Annotated in this window: 21 protein-coding genes; 14 read left to right on the top strand and 7 right to left on the bottom strand. The window is 68.4% G+C overall.

The genetic code is table 11. The features are described 5' to 3' along the window. Positions 1-18: 18 nt before the first annotated feature. The 13 genes from C8N38_RS03930 (at position 19) to C8N38_RS03990 (ending at position 11,844) form a co-directional block, all read left to right on the top strand. On the top strand, positions 19-687 hold the full coding sequence (locus C8N38_RS03930; RefSeq protein ID WP_245895501.1) for a phosphate propanoyltransferase: 669 nt from the start codon (positions 19-21) through the stop codon (positions 685-687). A 31-nt stretch (positions 688-718) separates the two neighbouring features. After that, positions 719-1,558 carry an ethanolamine utilization protein EutJ gene (gene eutJ / locus C8N38_RS03935; RefSeq protein WP_108024137.1) on the top strand — a complete coding sequence of 280 codons (840 nt, stop codon included), beginning with the start codon at positions 719-721 and terminating at the stop codon, positions 1,556-1,558. Beyond that, a complete protein-coding gene (locus C8N38_RS03940; RefSeq protein WP_108024139.1) occupies positions 1,558-2,349 on the top strand; it encodes a hypothetical protein in 792 nt (263 codons plus the stop codon). Before eutJ ends, C8N38_RS03940 begins: the two co-directional genes overlap by 1 nt. Before the next feature lie 11 nt (positions 2,350-2,360). Further along, positions 2,361-2,627, top strand: a complete 267-nt coding sequence (locus tag C8N38_RS03945; RefSeq protein ID WP_108024140.1) for a EutN/CcmL family microcompartment protein — start codon at positions 2,361-2,363, stop codon at positions 2,625-2,627. A 13-nt stretch (positions 2,628-2,640) separates the two neighbouring features. Continuing rightward, positions 2,641-3,123 carry a GlcG/HbpS family heme-binding protein gene (locus tag C8N38_RS03950; RefSeq protein WP_108024142.1) on the top strand — a complete coding sequence of 161 codons (483 nt, stop codon included), beginning with the start codon at positions 2,641-2,643 and terminating at the stop codon, positions 3,121-3,123. A gap of 37 nt (positions 3,124-3,160) precedes the next feature. After that, a complete protein-coding gene (locus C8N38_RS03955; protein WP_108024144.1) occupies positions 3,161-4,846 on the top strand; it encodes an aldehyde dehydrogenase family protein in 1,686 nt (561 codons plus the stop codon). A gap of 49 nt (positions 4,847-4,895) precedes the next feature. Next, positions 4,896-5,198: a BMC domain-containing protein gene (locus tag C8N38_RS03960; RefSeq protein WP_108024146.1), complete on the top strand. Its 303-nt coding sequence runs from the start codon at positions 4,896-4,898 to the stop codon at positions 5,196-5,198. Positions 5,199-5,245: 47 nt separating this feature from the next. Continuing rightward, positions 5,246-6,163, top strand: a complete 918-nt coding sequence (locus C8N38_RS03965; RefSeq protein ID WP_108024147.1) for a glycyl-radical enzyme activating protein — start codon at positions 5,246-5,248, stop codon at positions 6,161-6,163. Between the two features lie 37 nt (positions 6,164-6,200). Continuing rightward, the gene (metK, locus tag C8N38_RS03970; RefSeq protein ID WP_108024149.1) at positions 6,201-7,343 is read left to right on the top strand and encodes a methionine adenosyltransferase; all 1,143 of its coding nucleotides are present in this window, start codon (positions 6,201-6,203) and stop codon (positions 7,341-7,343) included. A 107-nt stretch (positions 7,344-7,450) separates the two neighbouring features. Next, a complete protein-coding gene (locus C8N38_RS03975; protein ID WP_108024151.1) occupies positions 7,451-8,677 on the top strand; it encodes a sensor histidine kinase in 1,227 nt (408 codons plus the stop codon). Between the two features lie 27 nt (positions 8,678-8,704). Further along, positions 8,705-9,784, top strand: coding sequence for a response regulator (locus C8N38_RS03980; RefSeq protein ID WP_108024153.1), 1,080 nt, complete (start codon positions 8,705-8,707; stop codon positions 9,782-9,784). A gap of 200 nt (positions 9,785-9,984) precedes the next feature. Further along, positions 9,985-11,088, top strand: a complete 1,104-nt coding sequence (locus tag C8N38_RS03985; protein ID WP_108024155.1) for a glycerophosphodiester phosphodiesterase — start codon at positions 9,985-9,987, stop codon at positions 11,086-11,088. A gap of 60 nt (positions 11,089-11,148) precedes the next feature. Further along, positions 11,149-11,844, top strand: a complete 696-nt coding sequence (locus C8N38_RS03990; RefSeq protein ID WP_158272295.1) for a VPLPA-CTERM sorting domain-containing protein — start codon at positions 11,149-11,151, stop codon at positions 11,842-11,844. Between the two features lie 52 nt (positions 11,845-11,896). Here C8N38_RS03990 and C8N38_RS03995 read toward each other — a convergent pair whose 3' ends face one another. From C8N38_RS03995 to C8N38_RS04020, 6 genes are all read right to left on the bottom strand, one after another. Continuing rightward, a complete protein-coding gene (locus C8N38_RS03995) occupies positions 11,897-13,216 on the bottom strand; it encodes an acetamidase/formamidase family protein (protein ID WP_108024159.1) in 1,320 nt (439 codons plus the stop codon). Between the two features lie 95 nt (positions 13,217-13,311). After that, positions 13,312-14,229, bottom strand: a complete 918-nt coding sequence (locus C8N38_RS04000; RefSeq protein WP_108024161.1) for a hypothetical protein — start codon at positions 14,227-14,229, stop codon at positions 13,312-13,314. A gap of 36 nt (positions 14,230-14,265) precedes the next feature. Further along, positions 14,266-15,579: a TRAP transporter large permease gene (locus tag C8N38_RS04005; RefSeq protein ID WP_108024163.1), complete on the bottom strand. Its 1,314-nt coding sequence runs from the start codon at positions 15,577-15,579 to the stop codon at positions 14,266-14,268. Further along, complete coding sequence (locus C8N38_RS04010; protein WP_108024165.1) at positions 15,579-16,127, bottom strand: TRAP transporter small permease; 549 nt, start codon at positions 16,125-16,127, stop codon at positions 15,579-15,581. The genes C8N38_RS04005 and C8N38_RS04010 overlap by 1 nt, the downstream gene beginning before the upstream one ends. Before the next feature lie 70 nt (positions 16,128-16,197). Beyond that, positions 16,198-17,172 (bottom strand): TRAP transporter substrate-binding protein, encoded by a 975-nt coding sequence (locus C8N38_RS04015; protein WP_108024167.1) that lies wholly within the window; start codon positions 17,170-17,172, stop codon positions 16,198-16,200. Positions 17,173-17,339: 167 nt separating this feature from the next. Next, positions 17,340-18,206 carry a formate/nitrite transporter family protein gene (locus tag C8N38_RS04020; protein WP_108024169.1) on the bottom strand — a complete coding sequence of 289 codons (867 nt, stop codon included), beginning with the start codon at positions 18,204-18,206 and terminating at the stop codon, positions 17,340-17,342. Positions 18,207-18,356: 150 nt separating this feature from the next. On the opposite strand from C8N38_RS04020, the gene C8N38_RS04025 reads away from it, so the two are divergent. Next, complete coding sequence (locus C8N38_RS04025) at positions 18,357-19,862, top strand: bifunctional aminoglycoside phosphotransferase/ATP-binding protein (RefSeq protein ID WP_108024171.1); 1,506 nt, start codon at positions 18,357-18,359, stop codon at positions 19,860-19,862. On the opposite strand, the gene C8N38_RS21610 is transcribed toward C8N38_RS04025, so the two are convergent. Further along, the gene (locus C8N38_RS21610; protein ID WP_108024173.1) at positions 19,855-20,931 is read right to left on the bottom strand and encodes a methylglyoxal synthase; all 1,077 of its coding nucleotides are present in this window, start codon (positions 20,929-20,931) and stop codon (positions 19,855-19,857) included. The two genes, C8N38_RS04025 and C8N38_RS21610, sit on opposite strands and share 8 nt — an antisense overlap. Positions 20,932-20,935 lie beyond the last annotated feature (4 nt).

The raw sequence follows: 20,935 nt of genomic DNA on the forward strand, positions 1-20,935 counted from the left end.
ATGCAGGTGACTGGGAACATGATTGATCGGATCGTAGCCGAGGTGCTGGCCCAAGGCCGCGCCGCGGCGAAGGAGGCGGCGGCCCCGACGGCGGCTGCCGGCCCCGAGGCCGATCCCGCTCTGGTGCCGATCGGCGTGTCGAACCGGCATATCCACCTGTCGCGTCAGGACATGGACGCCCTCTTCGGCCCCGGCGCCATGCTGACCCGCAAGAAAGCGATGAAACAGCCCGGCCAGTACGCGGCCGAGGAAACCGTCATCATTCGCGGCGCCAAGGGCGAGATCGGCAAGGTCCGCGTGCTCGGGCCGTTGCGCAAGGACACCCAGGTCGAGATTTCCATCGCCGACGGCTTCGTGCTGGGCGTCAAGCCGCCGCTCCGGATGTCCGGCAAGCTGGGCGACACGCCCGGCATCGAGATCGTCGGGCCGCAGGGCACGGTCCGCAAGGACTCGGGCGTCATCGCCGCGATGCGCCACATCCACATGCTGCCCGAAACCGCGGCCCGGCTGGGTCTGGCCAATGGCGACGAGGTCAGCGTGCTGGTCGGCGGTCCGCGCGGCGGGATCATGCATCACGTCGTGATCCGCGCGGCCGAAGCCTCGGCCACCGAAATGCATATCGACGTCGAGGAAGCGAACGCCTTCGGGCTGAAGAACGACGACCTCGTGCGGATCCTCAGGGACTGATCCGGACGGGCGGCGAGACGGAGAGAGAACGATGAGCACCGACAGGACATTGCGCGACTTCGCCGAGCTGATCCGCTCGGGGTCTGTGGTGCCCGCCGACGCCTGGGCCAAGGGTCCGCTGAAGGTCGGCGTCGACCTCGGCACGGCGAACCTGGTGCTGGCCGTGCTCGATGCGTCGAACCGCCCGGTTGCGGGCATCACCCATCATTCGACGGTGGTCCGCGACGGCATCGTCGTCGACTATATCGGCGCGGTCAGCGCGGTGACCGCGATGAAGGCCGAGCTTGAAAAGCGGATCGGCCGGCCGCTGCTGAAAGCCGCAGCCGCGATCCCGCCCGGCGTCCATCCCGGCAGCACCAAGGCCATCGGCAATGTGGTCGAGGCCGCCGATTTCGAACTGGCCGAGATCGTCGACGAACCCGCCGCCGCGGCCCGCTTCCTGGGCGTCTCGGACGGGGCGGTGGTCGATGTCGGCGGCGGCACCACCGGCATCAGCGTGCTGAAGGACGGCAAGGTTCTCGCCTCCTTCGACGAGGCCACCGGCGGCACCCACATGACCCTGGTCCTGGCCGGGGCGCGCGGCCTGCCCTTCGACGAGGCCGAGGCCGAAAAGCTCGATCCCGCGAATGAACGCATGGTTTTCGCGGTCGTCCGCCCGGTGGTCGAGAAGATGGCCAGCATCGTCGAACGCTTCCTGCAGGCCCATCCCGATGTGGACACGGTCCATGTGGTGGGCGGCGCCTGCACCTTCAGCGAGTTCGAAGGCGTCTTCGCCAAGCAGACCGGCCGCCGGATCGTCAAACCGGCCGAGCCTTTGCTGGTGACCCCGCTCGGCATTGCCATGTTCCCGCAGGTGACAGGAGACAAGTGATGGACCGCTCCGCGCTCGACACCCTTCTGAACCGGGCCCTGCTGGACCTTCTGTCGGACCGCATCGTCGCCCGGCTGAAGGCGCGCGAACGCTCGGCGCTCCTGCTCTTTTCGGGCACCGATCTGGGGCTCGATCCGGCGCTGAAATCGCTGTCGAAACTGACCGATGCGGGCTGGAGCTTCGAGATCCGCCGCACCCCCGACGCGGCCGGGCTTCTGACCCCGGAACGGCTGCGGCTGCTGGGCGGCGCGCGGGCGATCCCGCCGATGGCGGCGCCCGGGGAAACCGATATCGACGGCGCGCTGAGCCGCAACGGCCTGGTGGTGGTGCCCGCGCTCAGCGTGGCGCTGGCCGCGCGCGCCTCGCTCGGCATGGCCGAGGACGAGGTCTCGTCGCTGCTGACCGGCGCGCTCGAACGCGGCCGCCGGGTGGTGGTGGCGCGCGACGGCGTCTGCCCCGCGGGCCGCGAGCGCAACGCACGCGGGCTGACCGGAAACGAGGCCTTCCGCGAGATGCTGGCCGGACATCTGGTCCGCCTGCAAAGCTATGGGGTCGAACTGGCCTGGGCCGCGAAGCTGGGCGATGCCATCGCGTCCCCGCGGCCGGGCGACCGGGGGCCGGGCCCGGGCCGGAGGACTGCGACACCCTCCGTGCCCGGGTCGCGGGTCTTCGGCCGGAGCGAGGCCCAGACGCTGGACTCGGCCGAATTGCGGATCGGGTCGGACGTGCTGATCACGCCGCTGGCGGCGGAAGAATTGCGGGCCCGGCACGTCCGGGTCGTGCGAGTGTAAGGAGAAGGGCGATGCATCTGGGACGCGTGATCGGAACCGTCGTCTCGACCAGCAAGGACCCAAGCCTTGTGGGCTCCAAGCTGCTGATCGTGGCGCGGCTTTCCCCGCAGCTGGACCCGACCGGGTTCACCGAAATCGCCGTCGACACGGTCGGCGCGGGCTATGGCGAGACGGTGATCGTCTCGAAGGGCAGCGGCGCGCGCATGGCGGGCACGCTGGGCAAGTCGGTCTCGGATGCCTCGATCGTCGGCATCGTAGACACCGTCGAGACCCATTGAGGGAGACCCGGACATGCACTGCGATATCGACGCCCAACTGATCGAACGGCTGGTCACGGCCGCGCTGGAACGGCGCGCCCTGCCCGCCGCCCCGACCCCGTCGCTGACCCTGGCCGAGGCCGAGGCCATCGCGGCCCGCGCGCAGGCCGCCTCGGCGGCAATGGGCGTGCCGATGGTGATCGCGGTGGCCGACGCGACCGGCGCCCAGATCCTGTTTCACCGGATGGAGGGCAGCCTGCCCGCCAGCGCGACGCTGGCCCCCGGCAAAGCCTGGACCGCCGCCGCGTTTCGCATGGGCACCGACGAGCTGGGCCGGCAGGCCCAGCCGGGCGGGATGCTCTTCGGGGTCGAAAGCACCCATGACGGCCGCGTCGTGGCCTTCGGCGGCGGGCTTCCGGTCCGCCGCGACGGCACCGTGATCGGCGCCGTCGGGATCAGCGGCGGCACCGTCGACGAGGACATGGCCATCGCGCGCCAGGCCCTGAACGGAATTTGAACGGATTGGGGCGCGGCCCCGAAGAAGGAGCGGAAAGATGAACGACAAGGATATCAGCGACGCCGTGGCCCAGGTGCTCAGCGGTTATGGCAGCGCGGCGGCCGACACCGGCGCCGGCGCGCCTCCGGCCAATCCGAAGAGCGGTCAGCCCATGTCCGACCTCGTGGCGCAGATCCTGGCCGAAACCGGCTCGTCTCCGGCGGCCGGCGACGCGGCGCAACCCGCCTACGTGCCCGGCTCGAAACGCTGCTGCTGGTCCAAGGCGCATCCCTCGGACGATCCGCTGGACGATATCGTCAACGGGCTGGTCGCGCATGCGCTGGGCGACAAGCAACCCTGCACCGTCTGCCCGCATTCGGCCAGCTCGGAAGAGGTCGCCGTGTCCGACGACGAGGCCACCACCCTTGGCGACGGCGTCTTCGCGTCCATGGACGAGGCCGTCGCGGCGGCCGAACTGGCCCAGCGGCAGTACCTGTTCTGCACCATGGCCGCGCGCAAGCGCTTCACCGACGGCATCCGCGAGGTGATCCTGTCGAACGGCACGCTCGAGCGGATCTCGCACATGGCGGCCAACGATACCGGCATGGGCAATGCCGCCCACAAGATCATCAAGAACCGGCTGGCCTGCGAAAAGACCCCGGGCATCGAGGATCTGACGACCGACGCTCTCAGCGGCGACGAGGGGCTGACGCTGGTCGAATATTCGCCCTTCGGCGTGATCGGCGCGATCTGCCCGACCACCAACCCGACCGAGACGATCATCTGCAACGCGATCGGCATGCTGGCCGCGGGCAACGCCGCCGTCTTCAGCCCCCACCCGCGCGCCAAGAAGGTCTCGCTTCTGGTGGTCAAGCTGATCAACCGCAAGCTGGCCACGCTGGGCGCGCCCGCGAACCTCGTGGTGACGGTGCAGGAGCCCTCGATCGACAACACCAACGCGATGATGAACCATCCCAAAGTGCGGATGCTGGTCGCGACCGGCGGCCCGGGCATCGTCAAGACGGTGATGTCGACCGGCAAGAAAGCCATCGGCGCGGGCGCGGGCAACCCGCCGGTCGTGGTCGACGAGACCGCCGACATCGAGAAGGCCGCACGCGACATCGTCAACGGCTGCAGCTTCGACAACAACCTGCCCTGCATCGCCGAGAAAGAGCTGATCGCGGTCAACCAGATCGCCGACTACCTGATCGCGGAAATGCAGAAATGCGGCGCCTACCTGATCAAGGACCCGGCGCTGGTGAAAAAGCTCGAGGCGCTGGTCATCAACGACAAGGGCGGTCCGCAGACCTCCTGCGTCGGCAAGAGCGCGACCTACCTGCTCGACAAGATCGGTGTGAAGGCGGGCAATGACGTCAAGATCATCCTGATCGAGACCGACAAGGACCATGTCTTCGTGCAGGAAGAGCTGATGATGCCGATCCTGCCGCTGGTCCGCGCGCCCGGCGTCGACGATGCCATCGACCTGGCGGTCGAGCTGGAACACGGCAACCGCCACACCGCGATGATGCACTCGACCAACGTGCGCAAGCTGACCAAGATGGCGAAGCTCATCCAGACCACGATCTTCGTCAAGAACGGCCCGTCCTATGCGGGGCTCGGCGTCGGCGGCGAGGGCTACACGACCTTCACCATCGCGGGACCGACCGGCGAGGGTCTGACCTCGGCCAAGTCCTTCGCCCGCAAGCGCAAATGCGTGATGGTCGAGGCGCTGAACGTCCGCTGAGGCGGGCGTCGGCAGAAACTTGAAGCAAGAGATCAGGGGATACGGGACCATGAACACGAGGATCATCAACGCGCCGCAGGAAAATATCCTGGACATGCTCACCCGGCGCATCGCCCCGCATACCCGGAAATGGATCGAGGCGAATCCGATCTCGGCGATCGGGTTCGTCCAGACCAGCGTCCCCGATCTCTTCTTCTTCGCTGACGTGGCCGGCAAGGCGGCCAACGTCTACACGGTCGAGCTTTTCGGGTCCTGCCCCCAGACCACCACGACGCTGGCGGTGATGGGCGAGACCTCGGCCGTGCGGGCGGCGATGGCGGCAATCGAGGCGGCGCAGAGCCCCGCCTTCTGACCAGCCGCTCAGCCTGTGGCGGCAAGACAAACGGAAGGGACAAAGAGATGTCCGACATCGATTTCGACAAAGAAGGCACGGTCTTCGACATCCAGCGCTATTCGATCCATGACGGCCCGGGCGTGCGCACCATCGTGTTTCTCAAGGGCTGCCCGCTGCGCTGCCGCTGGTGCTCGAACCCCGAAAGCCAGAACCCGGAGCCGGAACTGTTCTTCCGCGCCTCCAGCTGCATCAAGTGCGGCCAGTGCATCCCGGTCTGTCCGACCCAGGCGCTGGCGGTCACGAATCCGGGGTTCGTCGATCGGCAGAAATGCGTGAAATGCGGCACCTGCGCCGGGGTCTGCCCGACCCAGGCGCTGACCATCTCGGGCAAGAAGATGACGGTGGCCCAGGTCATGCAGGAACTGCGCAAGGACGCGATCCATTATCGCCGCTCGGGCGGCGGCGTGACGCTGTCGGGCGGCGAGCCGCTCTTCCAGCACGACTTCGCCAAGCAGCTTCTGATGGCCTGCCATGAACAGGGCTGGAACACCGCGATGGAGACCACGGGCTACACCACCCGCGAGATCGTGCGCGACGTGATCCCCCATGTCGACCATGTGCTGCTGGACATGAAGGCGGTCGATCCCGACGTGCATGTCGCCAATACCGGCGTCGACAACCGCATCATCCTGGAAAACGCCCTTTGCATGGCATCGCTGACCCATACGGTGGTCCGCGTGCCGGTGGTTCCGGGCGTCAACGACACCGTCGAGGCGGCGCAGGCCGTGGCCCGTTTCGCCAGGCTGATGCCCGGCGTCGATACCGTGCACCTGCTGCCCTATCACACCTATGGCGAGAACAAGTACGCCCTGCTCGGGCGGGCCTATCCGATGGGCGACACCCCCAACATCAAACCCGAGGATGTCGGGCATCTGGTCGCGGCCATCGAGGATCTGGGACTGACCTGCGTGGTCGGGGGCTGACCCCCGGCCGCGCGCCAAACCGAAGGAGGCGCCGGACATGTCGTATACAAGCTCTGAATCGGTCACCGAAGGCCACCCGGACAAGGTCTGCGACCAGATCTCCGACGCGATCCTCGATGCCTACCTGACCCGGGACCCGATGGCGCGCGTCGCCGCCGAGGTTCTGGCCTCGGGCAATACCCTGCACATCGCGGGCGAGATCACCTCGACCGCCCATGTCGACGTGTCCGCCGTGGCGCGCGGCGTGCTGCGCCGGATCGGCTATACCGATCCCGCGCTCGGCTTCGACGCCGAGGGCTGCTTCATCCTGACCGACCTGCACGAACAGTCGCCCGACATCGCCATGGGCGTGTCGCGCGACGCCGAACTGGGCGCCGGCGATCAGGGCATCTTCTACGGCTTCGCCTGCGACGAGACCCCGGTTCTGATGCCCGCCGCCATCCATTATGCCCACCGCCTGACCGAGGCGCTGGCGCGGGTGCGCCATACCGGCCGGCTGCCCTGGCTGCGGCCCGACGGCAAGGCTCAGGTCACCTTCGAGAACGGCCCCGACGGCCGCCCGGCGGTGCTGCGCAGCCTCGTGCTGTCGGCCCAGCATGCGCCAGAGATCGAGCGCGAGGAGATGCTGCGCGGCCTGATCGAAGAGGTGATCGCGCCGGTAATGGGCCATTGGCTGCGGGCCGAGACGCGGGTGCTGATCAACCCGACGGGCCGCTTCGTGCTGGGCGGGCCCGCCGCCGATACCGGGCTGACCGGCCGCAAGCTGATGGTCGACACCTATGGCGGCATCGGCCGACATGGCGGCGGAGCCTTCTCGGGCAAGGATTCGACCAAGGTCGACCGCACGGCCGCCTATATGTGCCGCTACATCGCAAAGAACGTCGTGGCGGCCGGGATCGCACAAAGTTGTGAAGTCTCGCTCGCATTTGCGATAGGTCAGTTTCATCCCGAGATGGTCGGGATTACCTTACCTCGTGGGTGCGAGGTGACCCCGGACAGGCTCGAAAAAGCCGTCCGGGAGGTTTTTCCTCTGTCCGTGGCGGGCATGATCGACACCCTGCACCTGCGTCGGCCGATCTTCGAGAGAACGGCGGCCTACGGGCATTTCGGACGGGGCACAGAGGGGTTCCCATGGGAGCAGACGGATCGGACGGTCGCCTTGCAGAAGGCCTGCAACTGACATCCGAAGCGCCTCCAAATTCATACATCAAGAATACATCATTTCCACGCGGCGGCAGCGAGACCGTCGAGGCCAAAGCCGCCCGCCGCCAGCGCCTTGCCGACCTCATGAGCGTCGACATGCTGCAGAAAGTGCAGGACAACTTCAGCGCGGCGGTGGGCGTGGCGATGGTGATCGTCGACCCCGAAGGCGAGCCGGTCACCCGGCCAAGCGGGTTCAGTTCCTTCTGCGACACCATCCGGCACCATCCGAAATGGCGCGAGCGGTGCTATCACTGCGACGCGGTGGGCGGGCGCACGGCGCTGTCGACCGGCGATCCTTCGATCTACAAGTGCCATGCGGGCCTCGTCGACTTCGCCGCGCCGATCATCATGCGGGGCGAATATCTGGGCGCGGTGATCTGCGGCCAGGTCAAGATGCGGCCCGGCGAGATGGCGCCCGACCTGGTGGACCTGTCGGGCCTCTTCCCGGTCGAGGCGTCGTGGCGCGAGGACCCGCGCCTGATGGCGCTTTACCATGACATCGGCGAGATTTCCTACGGGCGGCTCCGCTCGGCGGCCTATTCGCTGTTCTACATCGCCTCGCATATCGTCGAGGAAAGCTATTCCAGCAGCGTCACCCAGGAGCTTTACGCCAAGAACCTGCGGCTGATGGAGGAATCCAAGCGCCGGGCCGAGCTGGAACGTTCGCTCCGCGAGGCGGAACTGCAGGCCCTGTCCTATCAGGTGAACCCGCATTTCCTGTTCAACGTGCTCAACACCATCGGCCGGCTCGCGCTGATCGAGGAGGCCTCGCAGACCGAAAACACGGTCCATGCCTTCGCCGACATGATGCGCTACATCCTCAAGAAAAGCGGCACCCAGTTCGTGCCGCTCGCGACCGAGGTCGATCACGTCAAGAACTACCTGTTCCTGCTGCGGCTGCGGCTGGGCGACCGCTTCACCTTCTCGATCGACCTGCCCGCCGATCTGGCCGAGGTGACCTGCCCCTTCATGGTGCTGCAGCCGATCGTGGAAAACTGCATGAACTACGCGATAGAACCCCGCGAAAGCGGCGGTCTGATCGACATCACGGCCTATCGGGATGGCCATGACGTGATCGTGGACGTCGTCGACAACGGCGATGGCATCCCGACCGAACGGCGGATCGAGGTTCTGACCGGCGTCGCCGACCGTGGCGGACGCAAGAGCATCGGGCTGCACAACGTCGACAGCCGGATGCGGCACTATTTCGGCGACGGCCACGGGCTGGAGATCGTCAGCCCGTTCCGCGGTGGCCGCGGCACGCTGGTGCGGCTGCGCCTGCCCACCAATTTCGACGAGGCAGCGGTCTAGGCCCCGGAACGACAAGGAAGCGAGAAGATGTTCGATATCGCGATCATCGAAGACGAAGAGCTGGAACGCCGTGCCCTGCGCAGCATTCTGGAAAAGAACCTCGACGGCGCCCGGATCGTGGGCGAGGCCCGCAACGGCACCGAGGCCATGGCCCTGATCGACGGCCAGCATATCGATCTGATGCTGATCGACATCAAGATCCCGCGCCCCAACGGGCTGGAGATCATCCAGTCGGTGCGCGACCGCGGCCTGGCGACCAAGGTCATCATCCTGACCGCCTACGATTACTTCGAGATCATGCAGACCGCGATCCACCTCAAGGCGGACAATTTCCTGCTGAAGCCGATCCGCACCGAAGACCTGCTGAAGGCGGTTCACGAATGCCTCGCCACGCACGAGCCGATGGCGGCCCGTGCTGCGGGGGCCTGGACCGTGACCGCCCCTGCCCCCGATGCGATCCGCGTGCCCGAACCGCCGGTCGCCGACCGTATTGCCGGTCTCGTGGATCACAGCGCCTATCGCGAATGCCTGGCGCTGGTGCGCCGTCATCTCGAAGCCATCTACGCCCAGCGCGAGGCCTCGCCGCGCCGCGCGGTGCTGGAATTCCTGCGCATCATGCTGCAGGTGGTCGAGGTGCGCGGTCTTGCCCTGCCGCCGGCGCTGGCCCGTCATGTCGAGGCGCTCGAGTCGCAGCGGCTCGACATGCACAGCCATTTCCAGGTGCAGGAAGTCCTGTGCCAGATCACCGACGTGCTGTTCGAGGCCAGCGAATCCGGCGGTGCCCATGCCTCGGGCCGGATCCAGGACGTTCTGAACTACATCGAACGGAACCTGCACAAGGGCGTCACGCTGGAGGATGCCGCGGATTTCGCCCAGATCAGCCCCTGCTATCTCAGCCGGCTGTTCCGCAAGGAGATGGACGTGACCTTCATCTCCTACCTCAAGACCCAGCGGATCGAGCGCGCCAAGGAACTGTTGCAGGACAGCGACCTGCCGATCACCAACGTCTCGCTCGACCTCTCCTTCCAGGACGCCAACTATTTCTGCAAGGCGTTCAAGAAAGAGGTCGGCCTGTCGCCTTCGGAATACCGCCGCCGCTTCCGCTGAGCGGCACCGTTCCGTCGCGGATAAGGACGGAAAGTCCGGGTGCCGCAAGGGCAGCCGGACCGCCGTGCCGCAGCGCCGCGGCAGACCTCATGCTATTGATTAAAAATGTCATGATCCTGTGACCCGCGCGGCTTAACCGACACGGGGCCCGCACCCCCGCGGGCACGATCTGCGCCCACTTCGCAATCAGGAAGGACATCATGAAGCTCGTTTCGAACGGCGCCCTTGTCGGTGCGCTGCTGACTGCGCTTTGCCCGCTGCTGGCGCCCCCGGCCGCCCAGGCCGCCACGCTCGACTGGCAGACCCTGTCCGGCCAGGCCCCGAAGGTGATCGGTCATCGCGGAGCGCCCAACTATCTGGCCGAGAACAGCCTGCCCGGCTACGAACTGGCAGGCGATCTTGGCGCCGACATGGTCGAGACCGACGTTCAGGTTACCAGGGACGGCGAGTTAATCGTCATGCATGACGGCACGCTCGAACGCACCACCAACATCGCCGCCAGGTTCCCGCCCCGGAACGGCGGCTACAGCGTCGCCGATTTCACCCTGGCCGAGATCAAGCAGCTGACGCTTCTGCCGACGGGGTCGGCCTCCTACAGCCATCCGGGCTTCACCCCCACCACCGATTTCAGCGTGCCGACGCTGGGCGAGTTCCTCGACACCGTGAATGCCTACAATGCCACCCATGGCACCGATCTGGGCGTGCTGACCGAGCTGAAATCGAGCTACACTCCCGAGGTCAACGCCAAGGTCGTGGCCGAGATGCTGGACAAGGGCTTCGGCGAAACCGGCTCGAACGGCGCGGTGCAATCCTTCAGCGTGGCCAACGTGCGCGAGATGTCGGCGCTGTTCGAGGCGGCGGGGGCCGATGTCTATGTCGACCTGCTGGGCTATGGCGGCGTGCAGACCGCCGAGGGCTGGGCGCTGAGCCTGAACGGGTCGGGCACCAGCTACGAGTTGCTGAGCGAACTGGCCGGCTACGCCGATGCCGTGGCCAGCAGCTACACCTACATCACCGAGGATTTCGTTGCGGCGGTGCATGCGGCCGGGCTGGAAATCTATGCCTGGACCCTGCGCCCGACCGACGAGGCCTCGGCGGCGGCGCTGCTGGCCGATTTTCTGGCCTGGGGTGTCGACGGCTTCATCACCGACAACGCCGATTATGTGAACGCCGCCCTGGCCAACAGCGGTTATGACGTGGCGCCCGCCCCGGTGCCGCTTCCGGCCGCGCTGCCGATGCTGCTGGCAGGCATGGCCGCGCTTGGCGGCCTCGCCCGCCGCCGCCGTCCGGCCCTCGCGGCCTGAGCCGCTGTCTTTTGCGGCCGGTATCCCCGGCCGCCCTTTCCCTGTTCCATGAGGACTCCCATGTTCACCGCCCTGTTCCGCTCTCTCTTCCGGCCCGTCCTGCGCCGCGCGCTGCCCGCCGTTCTTCTGGGTGCCCTGGCCTCGCCGGTCGCGGCCGCCAGCCTGATCGTCAACGGCACCTTCGACAACACGACCGACGGCTGGGAAGGTACCTACCGGCTGCGCTCGACCGATCCCTGGATCGACACCGGGTCCTATTTCTTTGCCGGGCCCGGCACCTTCACCGCGATCTCGCAGACCTACAGCCTGAACGCGGACGACCTCTCGCGGCTCGGCACGACCGGGCTCGACTACACCATGTCGGCCGATCTCTTCGGCTGGCACACCCAGGAGGACCGTGGCGTGATGTCGGTCTTCTTCTTCGGAGCCGACGACACCCAGCTGGGCAGCGACGCGCTGATGTCGAGCACGCTTTACAGCGGGTCCTGGGACACCCAGATCACTGCGGGCGGCAAATACTATCAGGAAACCTCGGGCGCCGTTCCCGTCGGCACCGCCTATCTGACCTTCGTGCTCAGCTCGACCCGGATCAGCGGCGGCACGAACAATGACGGCTATATCGACAACGCCTATTTCGCCTTCGCCGATCCGGTCGCGCCCGCGCCGGTGCCACTGCCGGCCTCGGCGCTGATGCTGGTCTCGGGCCTGGCCGGGGTGGCCGGGCTGCGGCGCCGCAGCGCGAAAAAACCGGCCTGAGGAGGCCGAACCAAACCCGGGGGGCGGCACTCCCGCCCCCCGGAGCCGGTCCTCACAGACCGTATTGCTCGCGCGCGTAATCGCCAAGCCCGACCGCATCCAGCCGGTCGAGCGGCGCGAGGAAGGTGACCTGGATCACCCCCGGCGCCCGGCCGATCTCGATGGCGCCATTGATCGTGGCGCGGTTGCGGATCTCGGCGACCGACAGATCCAGAAGCGTCGCCGCCCGCTCCAGCCCGTTCTCGATCGCGATGTTCAGGTTGGCCCCGGTGCCGATGACCGAAACCGGCGCCACCTCTTCCAGCGCCGCCACGTCCCAGCGCCGCGCTAGCCGCTCGCCGCGCGCCTTTTCCTCGGCGGTGAATGGACGCGCCATGGGCGGCAGGTCCTCTGCCAGCGGGAAAAGCACCGGCCCGTCGATGGGATAGTCCTTCACCACCTCGACCTGCAGCGTCACGCTGCCCGCCACGTCCATCGTGTGGCCCGCGATCTCGCCATCGCCCTGACCGGCATGCATGTCGCCCATGTAAAGCCCCGCGCCCTTCACCTTGACCGGGCAGACCAGAATGGCGCCGGGACGGACCGCGTCGATATCCATGTGGCCATCGGTCTTGTGCTGGGCCAGTTCCTCGGGGCTCAGCGCATAGGGATGCGGCGCGCCGACCAGAAAGGCGCCGAAATCGCCCGCATTGTGGCTGTCGGGCATGGCCTTCGACGGACAGGTGCCCAGCTGGCCGAGAAAGGGGCGCATCCGGACCAGTGCGCCCGGCATGTCCGAGGGCGCATAGACCAGGATCGAGTGCTGGTGGCTGGCATCGGGCAGCGCGGCGTAATGGTTCGCGTCATGGGCGATGGTCTCGGCCGCGGCCTTGGGCAGGGTCAGGCCGACGCTGCGGGTGTCGTCGAAGGTGACGGTATAGCCATGGACGATGGCGAAGGGCGTCACCGCATTGCCGCAGACATTGCAGCGCACGGCCTCCTGGCCGATCCCCTCGACATGGGTTTCGGGCCAGAGCGCGTCGCAGGTCGGGCAGCGCGCCGCGACATAAGGATCGCCGAGGCAGAACCCCTCGGGCGAGCTGTCATGACCCGAAGCGGTCGCGACCGAGGTCACGGTGATGTCGCGGATGCGGATGGCGATGGCGTCGCCCGGCTCGGCGCCCTCGACCGCGACCGGGCGGGTGACCTCGTGGCCGCCGCGCAGGCTGGGCGTGATCATCGGCCCCCAGCAACCCGGCGCGGTATTGGCGATCACCGTTCCGCCATTCTCGACCGGCCCCAGCATCGGCGCATCGGGGTCGAGCACGCTGTTGGTGAACCCGTTGACGACGAGGCTTCGGCACGCGCCGCCCGTCCTGCTTCCATCGGCCATCTCGGCTGTCTCCTTGTTGTTCGCCCCCGATACCTAGCCGCGCGCCCGCCCGTGTCGAGACCGCCGCGCCGCGGTCCGTCCCCCGACAGCCCGGCCTAGCCGCCGCGCCGTCGCCGGAGCAGCGGGGTCAGGTACATCGGCACCTGGTAGCAGGCGATGAACAGCAGCAGCGGGTCGGTCGTCCCGGGTGGCAGCGCCACCAGGAAAAGCGCGATGTTGCGGTTCCCCGCAGCAACCGACAGCGGAAGGCGCTGGTCCCTCAGCGGCCCCCGCGCCAGCACCCGGTCGGCCACGATCTGCAGCCCCAGATTAGCCGCCAGCGCCACCGCCAGCCACCCCGCAAGCTCGGCCGGACGGGACAGAAGGGTCGGCCCGGCCTCGGCCATCAGCCCGATCACGACAACGGCCATGGCCAGCGCCGAAAGCCCGTCCAGCGCCGAGATCGTCTCGGGTCGCGGCGCCCTCAGCCAGGTCGCGCGCAGCAGGAAGGCCGCGCCCGCCGCCAACAGGATCACCGCCAGAAGCCGCCCCGCCGCGGCCAGGACCGCCGCAGGACTGCCGAGCCCCTCGGCCAGCAGAAAGACCGGCAGCACGGTCACGGGCAGAAGCGCGGTCGCCACGATCAGCAGTCGCAGCGCAGGGGCGGGATCGCCGCCGCTCAGGACCGTCAGGTTGGGCGCGCCCGAAATCGGCGAGGCCGCCGCCATCAGGATCAGCGCGGTCGCAACGGCGGTGCCGCCCAGGCCCAGCGCCGCCGCCCCGCCCGCCACCGCCAGCGGCAGGGCCAGTTGCAAGAGCAGGACCAGTGCCAGCACCCCCGGCAGGTCGCGCGCCGCACCCAGCGCCTGACGCGGCCCGATCCGCAGCGCCGCCAGAAACATCAGCCCCGCCACCATCTCGGGCAGCCAGGGCCGCATCGCCTGCGCCAGCGGCGGCAACAGAACGCCCGTCGCAAGCCCCGCAACCAGCAAATAGCGCCCCTGCGCGGCCAAAGCGCCCAGAAATCGGATCATGCCGCACCCTGAAGACGTGTAAAGCTCATGCCCGCCTCAGCCACCCGGCCTCTGCCGCAGGCTGTCGGGCAGCCAGGTCGCCAGCCCGGGCACCGCGATCAGCACGAAGACCATGACCACCATGATCAGGAACATCGGCAGCGCCGCGCGCGCGATGAACCCCATGCCATGCCCGGTCATGCCCTGCAGCACGAAGAGGTTGAAGCCGATGGGCGGCGTGATCTGGGCCATCTCGACCACCACGACGATGAAGATGCCGAACCAGATCAGGTCGATCCCGGCGGCACGGATCATCGGCTCGACCACCGCCATGGTCAGCACCACCGACGAGATCCCGTCGAGAAAACAGCCGAGCACGATATAGAAGACCAGCAGCGCCAGGATCAGCTGGACCCGCGACAGATCGAACCCGGCGATCAGGTCGGCCAGCCCGCGCGGAATGCCGGTGAACCCCATCGACAGCGACAGGAAGGCCGCCCCCGCGAGGATGAGCGCGATCATCGCCGAGGTCCGGACCGCGCCCATCAGGCTTGCGCCGAAGCTGGCCGCCGACAGCGAGCCCTGCGCCGCCGCCAGCGCCAGCGCGCCCAGCACGCCGAAGGCCGCGGCCTCGGTCGCGGTGGCATAGCCCAGATACATCGACCCGATCACCACCACGATCAGGCACAGCACCGGCAGCAGGTGGCGCGCCGCCTTCAGCCGCTCGATCAGCGACAGGGCGGGCTCGGGCGTGGGGGCAAAGCTCTTCGACAGCCGCGAAGCCAGCGCGACATAGGCCATGAACAGCGCCGCCAGCACCAGCCCCGGCACCACCCCGGCCATGAAAAGGCGCGTGATCGACTCGTTGATGGTGACGCCATAGACGATCAGCGTCAGCGAGGGCGGGATCATAAGTCCCAGCGTTGCCGCCCCGGCCAGCGTGCCGATCACCATCGGTTCGGGATAGCCGCGGCGGCGCAGCTCGGGGATCGACATCCGCCCGACAGTGGTCAGCGTTGCCGCCGACGAGCCCGAGACCGCCGCGAAGACGGTGCAGCCCACGATATTGGTATGGATCAGCCCGCCCGGCAGCCGCGCCATCCAGGGCGCGAGGCCCCGGAACATGTCTTCGGACAACCGCGTCCTGTAAAGGATCTCGCCCATCCAGATGAACAGCGGCAGCGCGGTCAGCGTCCAGGAGGACGAGGCCGACCAGATCCGGGTGATCATCGCATCGCCCGCCGGGCGCAGGGTGAACAGCTCCATCCCCACATAGGCCACGCCCATCAGCGCCAGCCCGACCCAGACGCCGGACCCGAGCAGCAGGAAAAGGACGAACAGGAAGATCGCGATCGGGGCCAGCTGCTCCATCAGCGCGGCCCCGCCGGGCGGTCTTCGGCCTGCTCGGTGCGGATGCCGTCATCGCCGGTCGCGATCAGCCGGATCAGATGGTCCCAGAAGCAGATCGCCAGAAGCACCGTGCCCGCCGCCATCGACAGCTGCGGGACCCACAGCGGCGTGCGGTCGAGACCCTGGCTGACATCGCCCAGTTTCCAGGACCAGTAAGTGCCCTTGACCGCATAGCGCGCAAAGAAGGTGGCGGTCACGGCGCCGACCGCCATCGCCCAGATCTCGGCCCAGCGCCGGTGCCGCCCCAGCGCCGTCAGCAAAAGCCCCACCCGGATATGCGCGCCCCGGTCCAGCGCATGGGCAAAGGCGAAGAACGAGGCCGCGGCCATGCAATAGCCCGCATAGTCCGACGCCCCCGGCACCACATGCCCGGTCCAGCGCGCCACCATCTGCGCCACGATCAGTCCGAGGATCGCCAGCAGGAAACCCGCCGCGATCACCCCGCCCGCCAGATAAAGGGCATCGAGGAGGCGCCGAAGCGCCCTCAGCCCTGCTGCTGCCCTTGCCATCCGAGGCCCCCGCCGGTTCGCGCCGGACCCGCGTGCCAGGCGCGGAGCCGACCTGATTGTCTGCCTTGCCTCACTGGCCCTGACGATAAGCCTCGACGATGGCGCGGCCCTCGTCGCCCGCCCGGTCGAGCCATTCCCCGGTCATCGTCTCGCCGATGGCCTTCAGCCCCACGACCAGCCCCTCGGGCGCGCGGCCGACGGTCATGCCGCCTTCCTTCAGCCCCTCGACGGTGAAGGCGGTATAGGCTTTCGAACGCTCCAGCCCCTCGGCCTGGGCCTTGGCGGCACAATCGCCGACCGCCGACCGGGTCGCCTCGTCGAGCCCGGTCCAGGCGTCGAGATTGGCAAAGACCGCATTGCGCGGCAGCCAGGCATCGACCTCGTAGAAATGGCTCAGATGTTCCCAGACCTTGCGGTCATAGCCGGTCGCGCCCGACGAGATGAAGCTTTCGGCAACGCCCGTGGCCAGCGCCTGGCTCAGTTCGGCCGCCTCGACCTGCACCGGGACCATGCGGGTCAGTTCGGCCATCCGCGCCGTCGCCGCCGAATAGGACCGGAACTTGACGCCCTTCAGATCCTCGACCGTCTCGACCGGCTTGTTGACGTAAAGCCCCTGCGGCGGCCAGGGCACCGAATAGAGGTAATGCAGGTTGTCCTCTTCCAGAGCGGCGGCGACATGGGGCTCGGCGATGGCCCAAAGCCGTTCATGCTCGTCGAAGGACGACACCAGGAAGGGGATCGAATCCACCCCGAACAGCGGGTTCTCGTTCTCATGCGCCGACAGCAGCCGTTCGCCGATATTGGCCTGCCCGGTCTGCACCGCGCGCTTGATCTCTGCGCCGCCGAACAGGGCGCCCGAGGGATGGGTCACGATCTCCAGCGCACCGCCCGTGGCCTCGCCCACGCATCGGGCGAACTCCGCGCCGACCTCGGAATGGAAGTTCGAGGCCGCATAGGCCATCGGCATGTCCCAGGTCTCGGCCCTTGTTCCGGTCGACACGGCGCAAAGCGCGGCCGCGGCCAGGGCGGTCGTCAGCATCTTCATGGATTGTCACTCCCCGTTTTGCGGCCCGCGCGGGACGGGCCTTTTCTTGTCCCGCCATGGAACCGTCCGGGCGCCGGGGAGGCAAGCGTTAACTGTCGCGACACGGTCCCCGCCTGTCCGCGGGGACCAGTCCGACCAGCAAGCGGGTAAAGCCCGCGCGCCGGGGCCTAGCGGCGCCGCGCCCGCTCGGGCGCTGGGTCGCCGACCAGTTCGCTGCGGATCTGGGCATAGGTCAGCAGCGTGAAGAAGACGGTGCCGCCGAGGATGTTGCCCACCAGCGCGGGCAGAACGAAGCCTCCCAACGCGGCCGCGACACTCATGCCGCCCGAATAGACCATCACGGCGGCCTCGGTGGTGCCCGCGACCACATGCGAGAAATCCGCAAGCGCGATCAGGTAGGTCACCAGCACGATCAGGAACAGCTCGGAATTGCGCGCGTTCGGCTTGACCCAGACCAGGGCTGCGATCAGCCATCCCGCGCCGATGCCCCGCACCGCCGTCTCCCACCAGCCGTAAGAGGTCGCGTGATCTGACAGGGCGACCACGGCGGCGCGCAGTTCTGGCTCGTAGATCGTCCCCGCATGCAGCACCCAGCCGAAGGCGGCCGCGCCGATCAGGTTGGTGACCAGAACCAGCGACCAAAGCCGCGCCAGGCTGGCAAAAACCCGCGGCCGGGGCTCGTCGAGAACCGGGCAGACGGCGGTAATGGTGTTTTCGGTAAACAGCTGAAGCTGCCCCAGGATCACCAGCACGAAGCCCACGGAATAGCCCAGATTCTCGATCAAGGGGCGCCAGGGCGCGTCGGGCAGATGGGTCCGCAAAAGCGCCTCGGACAACACCGAGAACCCGATCGCCAGCCCCGCCGTCAGCCCCGACAGCGCCAGCGCCGAAGCCGGACGGTTCAGCTCATGCGCGCCCTCGCGGCGGATCGACTCGAACAAGGCGAGTGCCCGGATCGGCGCCTTGGACTCCATGGCCTCGCGCTGATGCTCCGGGATGCGGTCTTCGTATTTCTTCTGCGTGGTCGCGGCCATCGGCTCTCCTGTCCTTGGGGGCGGCGCGGCCCCACATCCTTGATCTAGCCGCCGGACGGGCCGGGCCAAGGGCAGCGCCGCTTCCGGGCGCATCTGTCCCCTGTTCGGACCGAAAACCGATGGCTAGGCTTGGCCCGGAGGAGAGCGCCCATGATCCTGGACGACCAGAGCGAGGTCACAGACTTCCTGCGCAGCCAGCCCTGTGGGCCCGCGCCGGACGGCGAAACCGTGCGCGAGATCGAGACCCATATCTCGCGCATCTTCCTGGCCGGGGACCGCGCCTTCAAGCTCAAGCGCGCGGTGCGCCTGCCCTATGCCGATTTCTCGACCCCCCAGATCCGGCTTGAGACCTGCGAAAAGGAATTTGCGCTGAACCGCCCGACCGCGCCCGGCATCTATCTGGGCGTGCGGCGGATCACCCGGCAGGCCGGGGGGCTTGCCTTCGACGGCGACGGGCCGCTGGTCGATGCGGTGGTCGAGATGACGCGCTTTGCCCAGGACGACATTCTCGACCGGGTGGCTGCGGCGGGCGGGCTGACCGAGGCCCATGCCGAAAGCCTGGCGCGCACGGTCGCCGCGATGCATGCCCGCGCGCCCGTCGTGCGCCGCCCCGGCGGCGGCGCGCTGATGGAGGGCGTGCTCGACATCAACCGCTCAGGCTTCGCCACCAGCCGGGTCTTCGCGCCCGAAAGGGTCGCGACGCTGGACGAACGCTTCCGCCGGGCCTTCCGGCGCCATCGCGGGCAGCTTGATCGGCGTAGCGCGCGGGGACTCGTGCGGCTTTGCCATGGCGATCTGCATCTGGCCAATATCGTGCTGCACGAGGGCCGCCCCGAGGTCTTCGACGCCATCGATTTCAACGATGCGCTGGCCACGGTCGATGTCGCCTACGATCTGGCATTCCTGCTGATGGACCTCTGGCATCGCGGGCTGCCCGAGCTCGCGAACCGGGTGGCGAACCGCTATTTCGACACGGCGGGCGCCGAGGACGCACAGGGGCTTCTGCCCTTCCTGATGGCGGTCCGGGCCGAGGTCCGCGCCCATGTGACCGCCACCGCCGCGAAGGACGACCCGGACCGCGCCGCCGCCGCGCAAGGCTATTTCGACCTGGCCCGCGACCTGCTGGCGCCCGAGCCCGGCCGGGTGGTGGTTCTGGGCGGGCTGTCGGGCAGCGGCAAGACCACGCTGGCCGAACGGATCGCGCCACATCTGGGGCCTGCGCCCGGTGCCCGGATCGTGGAAAGCGACCGCACCCGAAAGGCCATGTTCGGCGTCGAGGCGACCGAGCATCTGCCCGAGGCAGCCTATTCTCCGGGCGTCTCGGACGAGGTCTATGCCCGGATTGCCGCGCGCGCCCGAAAGCTTGCCGAAGGCGGCGCCACGGTGGTCGTCGGCGCGGTCTTCGACAGCGCCGCGCACCGTTCCCAGCTGGAACACCGGCTCGCGGGCCTCCGGTTCGACGCGGTCTGGCTCGAGGCCGCGCCGGACCGGCTGCGCGACCGGATCGCAACCCGGGGCGCAAGCGCCTCGGACGCCACGCTCGACGTGCTGGAAACCCAGCTCTCGCACGGGCCGGGCCGGATCGGCTGGACCAGGATCGACGCCAACGGCACGCTCGAGGCCACGCTGGCGCGGCTGCGCGCGCGCCTCAGCTAGGCGCCAGGCCCGGCAGAAGCGCCGCGACCAGCGCGTCGGCGGCGCTGGGGCTCAGCGCCAGCGGGGTGTCGTGCAGGATCGCCAGCCGGGTCAGAGCCTGCAGATCGACATCGCCCGGATGGCTCAGCGGATCGGCGAAGAAGATCACCGCGTCCAGTTCGCCCGTCGCGATCAGGGCGCCCAGTTGCTGGTCGCCGCCCCGCGCGCCGCGCTGAAGCCGCTGCACCGAAAGCCCCGGCACCGACGCGGCGACCATCGCTCCGGTCCCCCCGGTGCAGATCAGCCGGTGGCCCGCCAGCGCCCGGGCATGGCGCCCGATCCAGGCCCGAAGCTGCGCCTTGCGCGCGTCATGGGCGACCAGCGCCAGCCGCCTCGGCGCGGTCGATTGCGCCCTCGCCCGTGCCGCCAGCGCCAGGATCGCGCGGACCTGACCGGCAAAGCCTGCCGCCTCGGCCGGAAAGGCCCCCGCCAGCGCCGCCGTGCCCACGGTAAAGCCCGCCGTCCCGGCCTCGGCCGCCGCCTCGATCCGGGCGGCGCGATCGATGCTGCCCGCCACGATCACCGGCTTGGCGACCGCCGCGCAGACCGCCGCCATCAGCCCGGGCACATCGCCCGCGAAGCGATAGGCCAGCAGGTCGAGCCCGTGCACATGTTCCAGATCGGCAATTGCCCGGGCCGAGTCGACAATGGCCGTCGCCGGGCCTTCCAGCACGCTCGGATGGCCGGTGACCGCGCCCGGGAACGGGTAATAGCGCAGCGGATGGTCGCGGGTCACCGCCGTCACCTCGGCCGCCCGGGTGCCGCCCAGCAGGCAGTCGACATCAAGCGCGACCGCCGCCCGGGCCGAGGCCAGTTCGCTGTCGCGGTCAAGGCTGACCACCTCCAGATAGGACCGCGCCCCCGCCGCGCGGATCGCGGCCGCGAGGCCGCAGAGATCGGCGACCGGCAACCCCACATCCTTGAAGCCGATATGCCGCACCCCGCCCTCCAGCGCCTCGTCCAGCCGGGCCCGGGCGTCGGGGATGGTCCGGTCGTTCTCGGTCAGCATCAGGATGAAGTCGAAGGCCATGGCG

The organism is Rhodovulum kholense (assembly GCF_003053725.1).
In the GTDB taxonomy this organism is placed as follows: domain Bacteria; phylum Pseudomonadota; class Alphaproteobacteria; order Rhodobacterales; family Rhodobacteraceae; genus Rhodovulum; species Rhodovulum kholense.

Bases quoted from the DNA above. Each gene is read 5' to 3' on its own strand.
- C8N38_RS03930 (WP_245895501.1), top strand. From the start codon at position 19: ATGATTGATCGGATCGTAGCCGAGGTGCTGGCCCAAGGCCGCGCCGCG.
- eutJ (WP_108024137.1), top strand. From the start codon at position 719: ATGAGCACCGACAGGACATTGCGCGACTTCGCCGAGCTGATCCGCTCG.
- C8N38_RS03940 (WP_108024139.1), top strand. From the start codon at position 1,558: ATGGACCGCTCCGCGCTCGACACCCTTCTGAACCGGGCCCTGCTGGAC.
- C8N38_RS03945 (WP_108024140.1), top strand. From the start codon at position 2,361: ATGCATCTGGGACGCGTGATCGGAACCGTCGTCTCGACCAGCAAGGAC.
- C8N38_RS03950 (WP_108024142.1), top strand. From the start codon at position 2,641: ATGCACTGCGATATCGACGCCCAACTGATCGAACGGCTGGTCACGGCC.
- C8N38_RS03955 (WP_108024144.1), top strand. From the start codon at position 3,161: ATGAACGACAAGGATATCAGCGACGCCGTGGCCCAGGTGCTCAGCGGT.
- C8N38_RS03960 (WP_108024146.1), top strand. From the start codon at position 4,896: ATGAACACGAGGATCATCAACGCGCCGCAGGAAAATATCCTGGACATG.
- C8N38_RS03965 (WP_108024147.1), top strand. From the start codon at position 5,246: ATGTCCGACATCGATTTCGACAAAGAAGGCACGGTCTTCGACATCCAG.
- metK (WP_108024149.1), top strand. From the start codon at position 6,201: ATGTCGTATACAAGCTCTGAATCGGTCACCGAAGGCCACCCGGACAAG.
- C8N38_RS03975 (WP_108024151.1), top strand. From the start codon at position 7,451: ATGAGCGTCGACATGCTGCAGAAAGTGCAGGACAACTTCAGCGCGGCG.
- C8N38_RS03980 (WP_108024153.1), top strand. From the start codon at position 8,705: ATGTTCGATATCGCGATCATCGAAGACGAAGAGCTGGAACGCCGTGCC.
- C8N38_RS03985 (WP_108024155.1), top strand. From the start codon at position 9,985: ATGAAGCTCGTTTCGAACGGCGCCCTTGTCGGTGCGCTGCTGACTGCG.
- C8N38_RS03990 (WP_158272295.1), top strand. From the start codon at position 11,149: ATGTTCACCGCCCTGTTCCGCTCTCTCTTCCGGCCCGTCCTGCGCCGC.
- C8N38_RS03995 (WP_108024159.1), bottom strand. From the start codon at position 13,216: ATGGCCGATGGAAGCAGGACGGGCGGCGCGTGCCGAAGCCTCGTCGTC.
- C8N38_RS04000 (WP_108024161.1), bottom strand. From the start codon at position 14,229: ATGATCCGATTTCTGGGCGCTTTGGCCGCGCAGGGGCGCTATTTGCTG.
- C8N38_RS04005 (WP_108024163.1), bottom strand. From the start codon at position 15,579: ATGGAGCAGCTGGCCCCGATCGCGATCTTCCTGTTCGTCCTTTTCCTG.
- C8N38_RS04010 (WP_108024165.1), bottom strand. From the start codon at position 16,127: ATGGCAAGGGCAGCAGCAGGGCTGAGGGCGCTTCGGCGCCTCCTCGAT.
- C8N38_RS04015 (WP_108024167.1), bottom strand. From the start codon at position 17,172: ATGAAGATGCTGACGACCGCCCTGGCCGCGGCCGCGCTTTGCGCCGTG.
- C8N38_RS04020 (WP_108024169.1), bottom strand. From the start codon at position 18,206: ATGGCCGCGACCACGCAGAAGAAATACGAAGACCGCATCCCGGAGCAT.
- C8N38_RS04025 (WP_108024171.1), top strand. From the start codon at position 18,357: ATGATCCTGGACGACCAGAGCGAGGTCACAGACTTCCTGCGCAGCCAG.
- C8N38_RS21610 (WP_108024173.1), bottom strand. From the start codon at position 20,931: ATGGCCTTCGACTTCATCCTGATGCTGACCGAGAACGACCGGACCATC.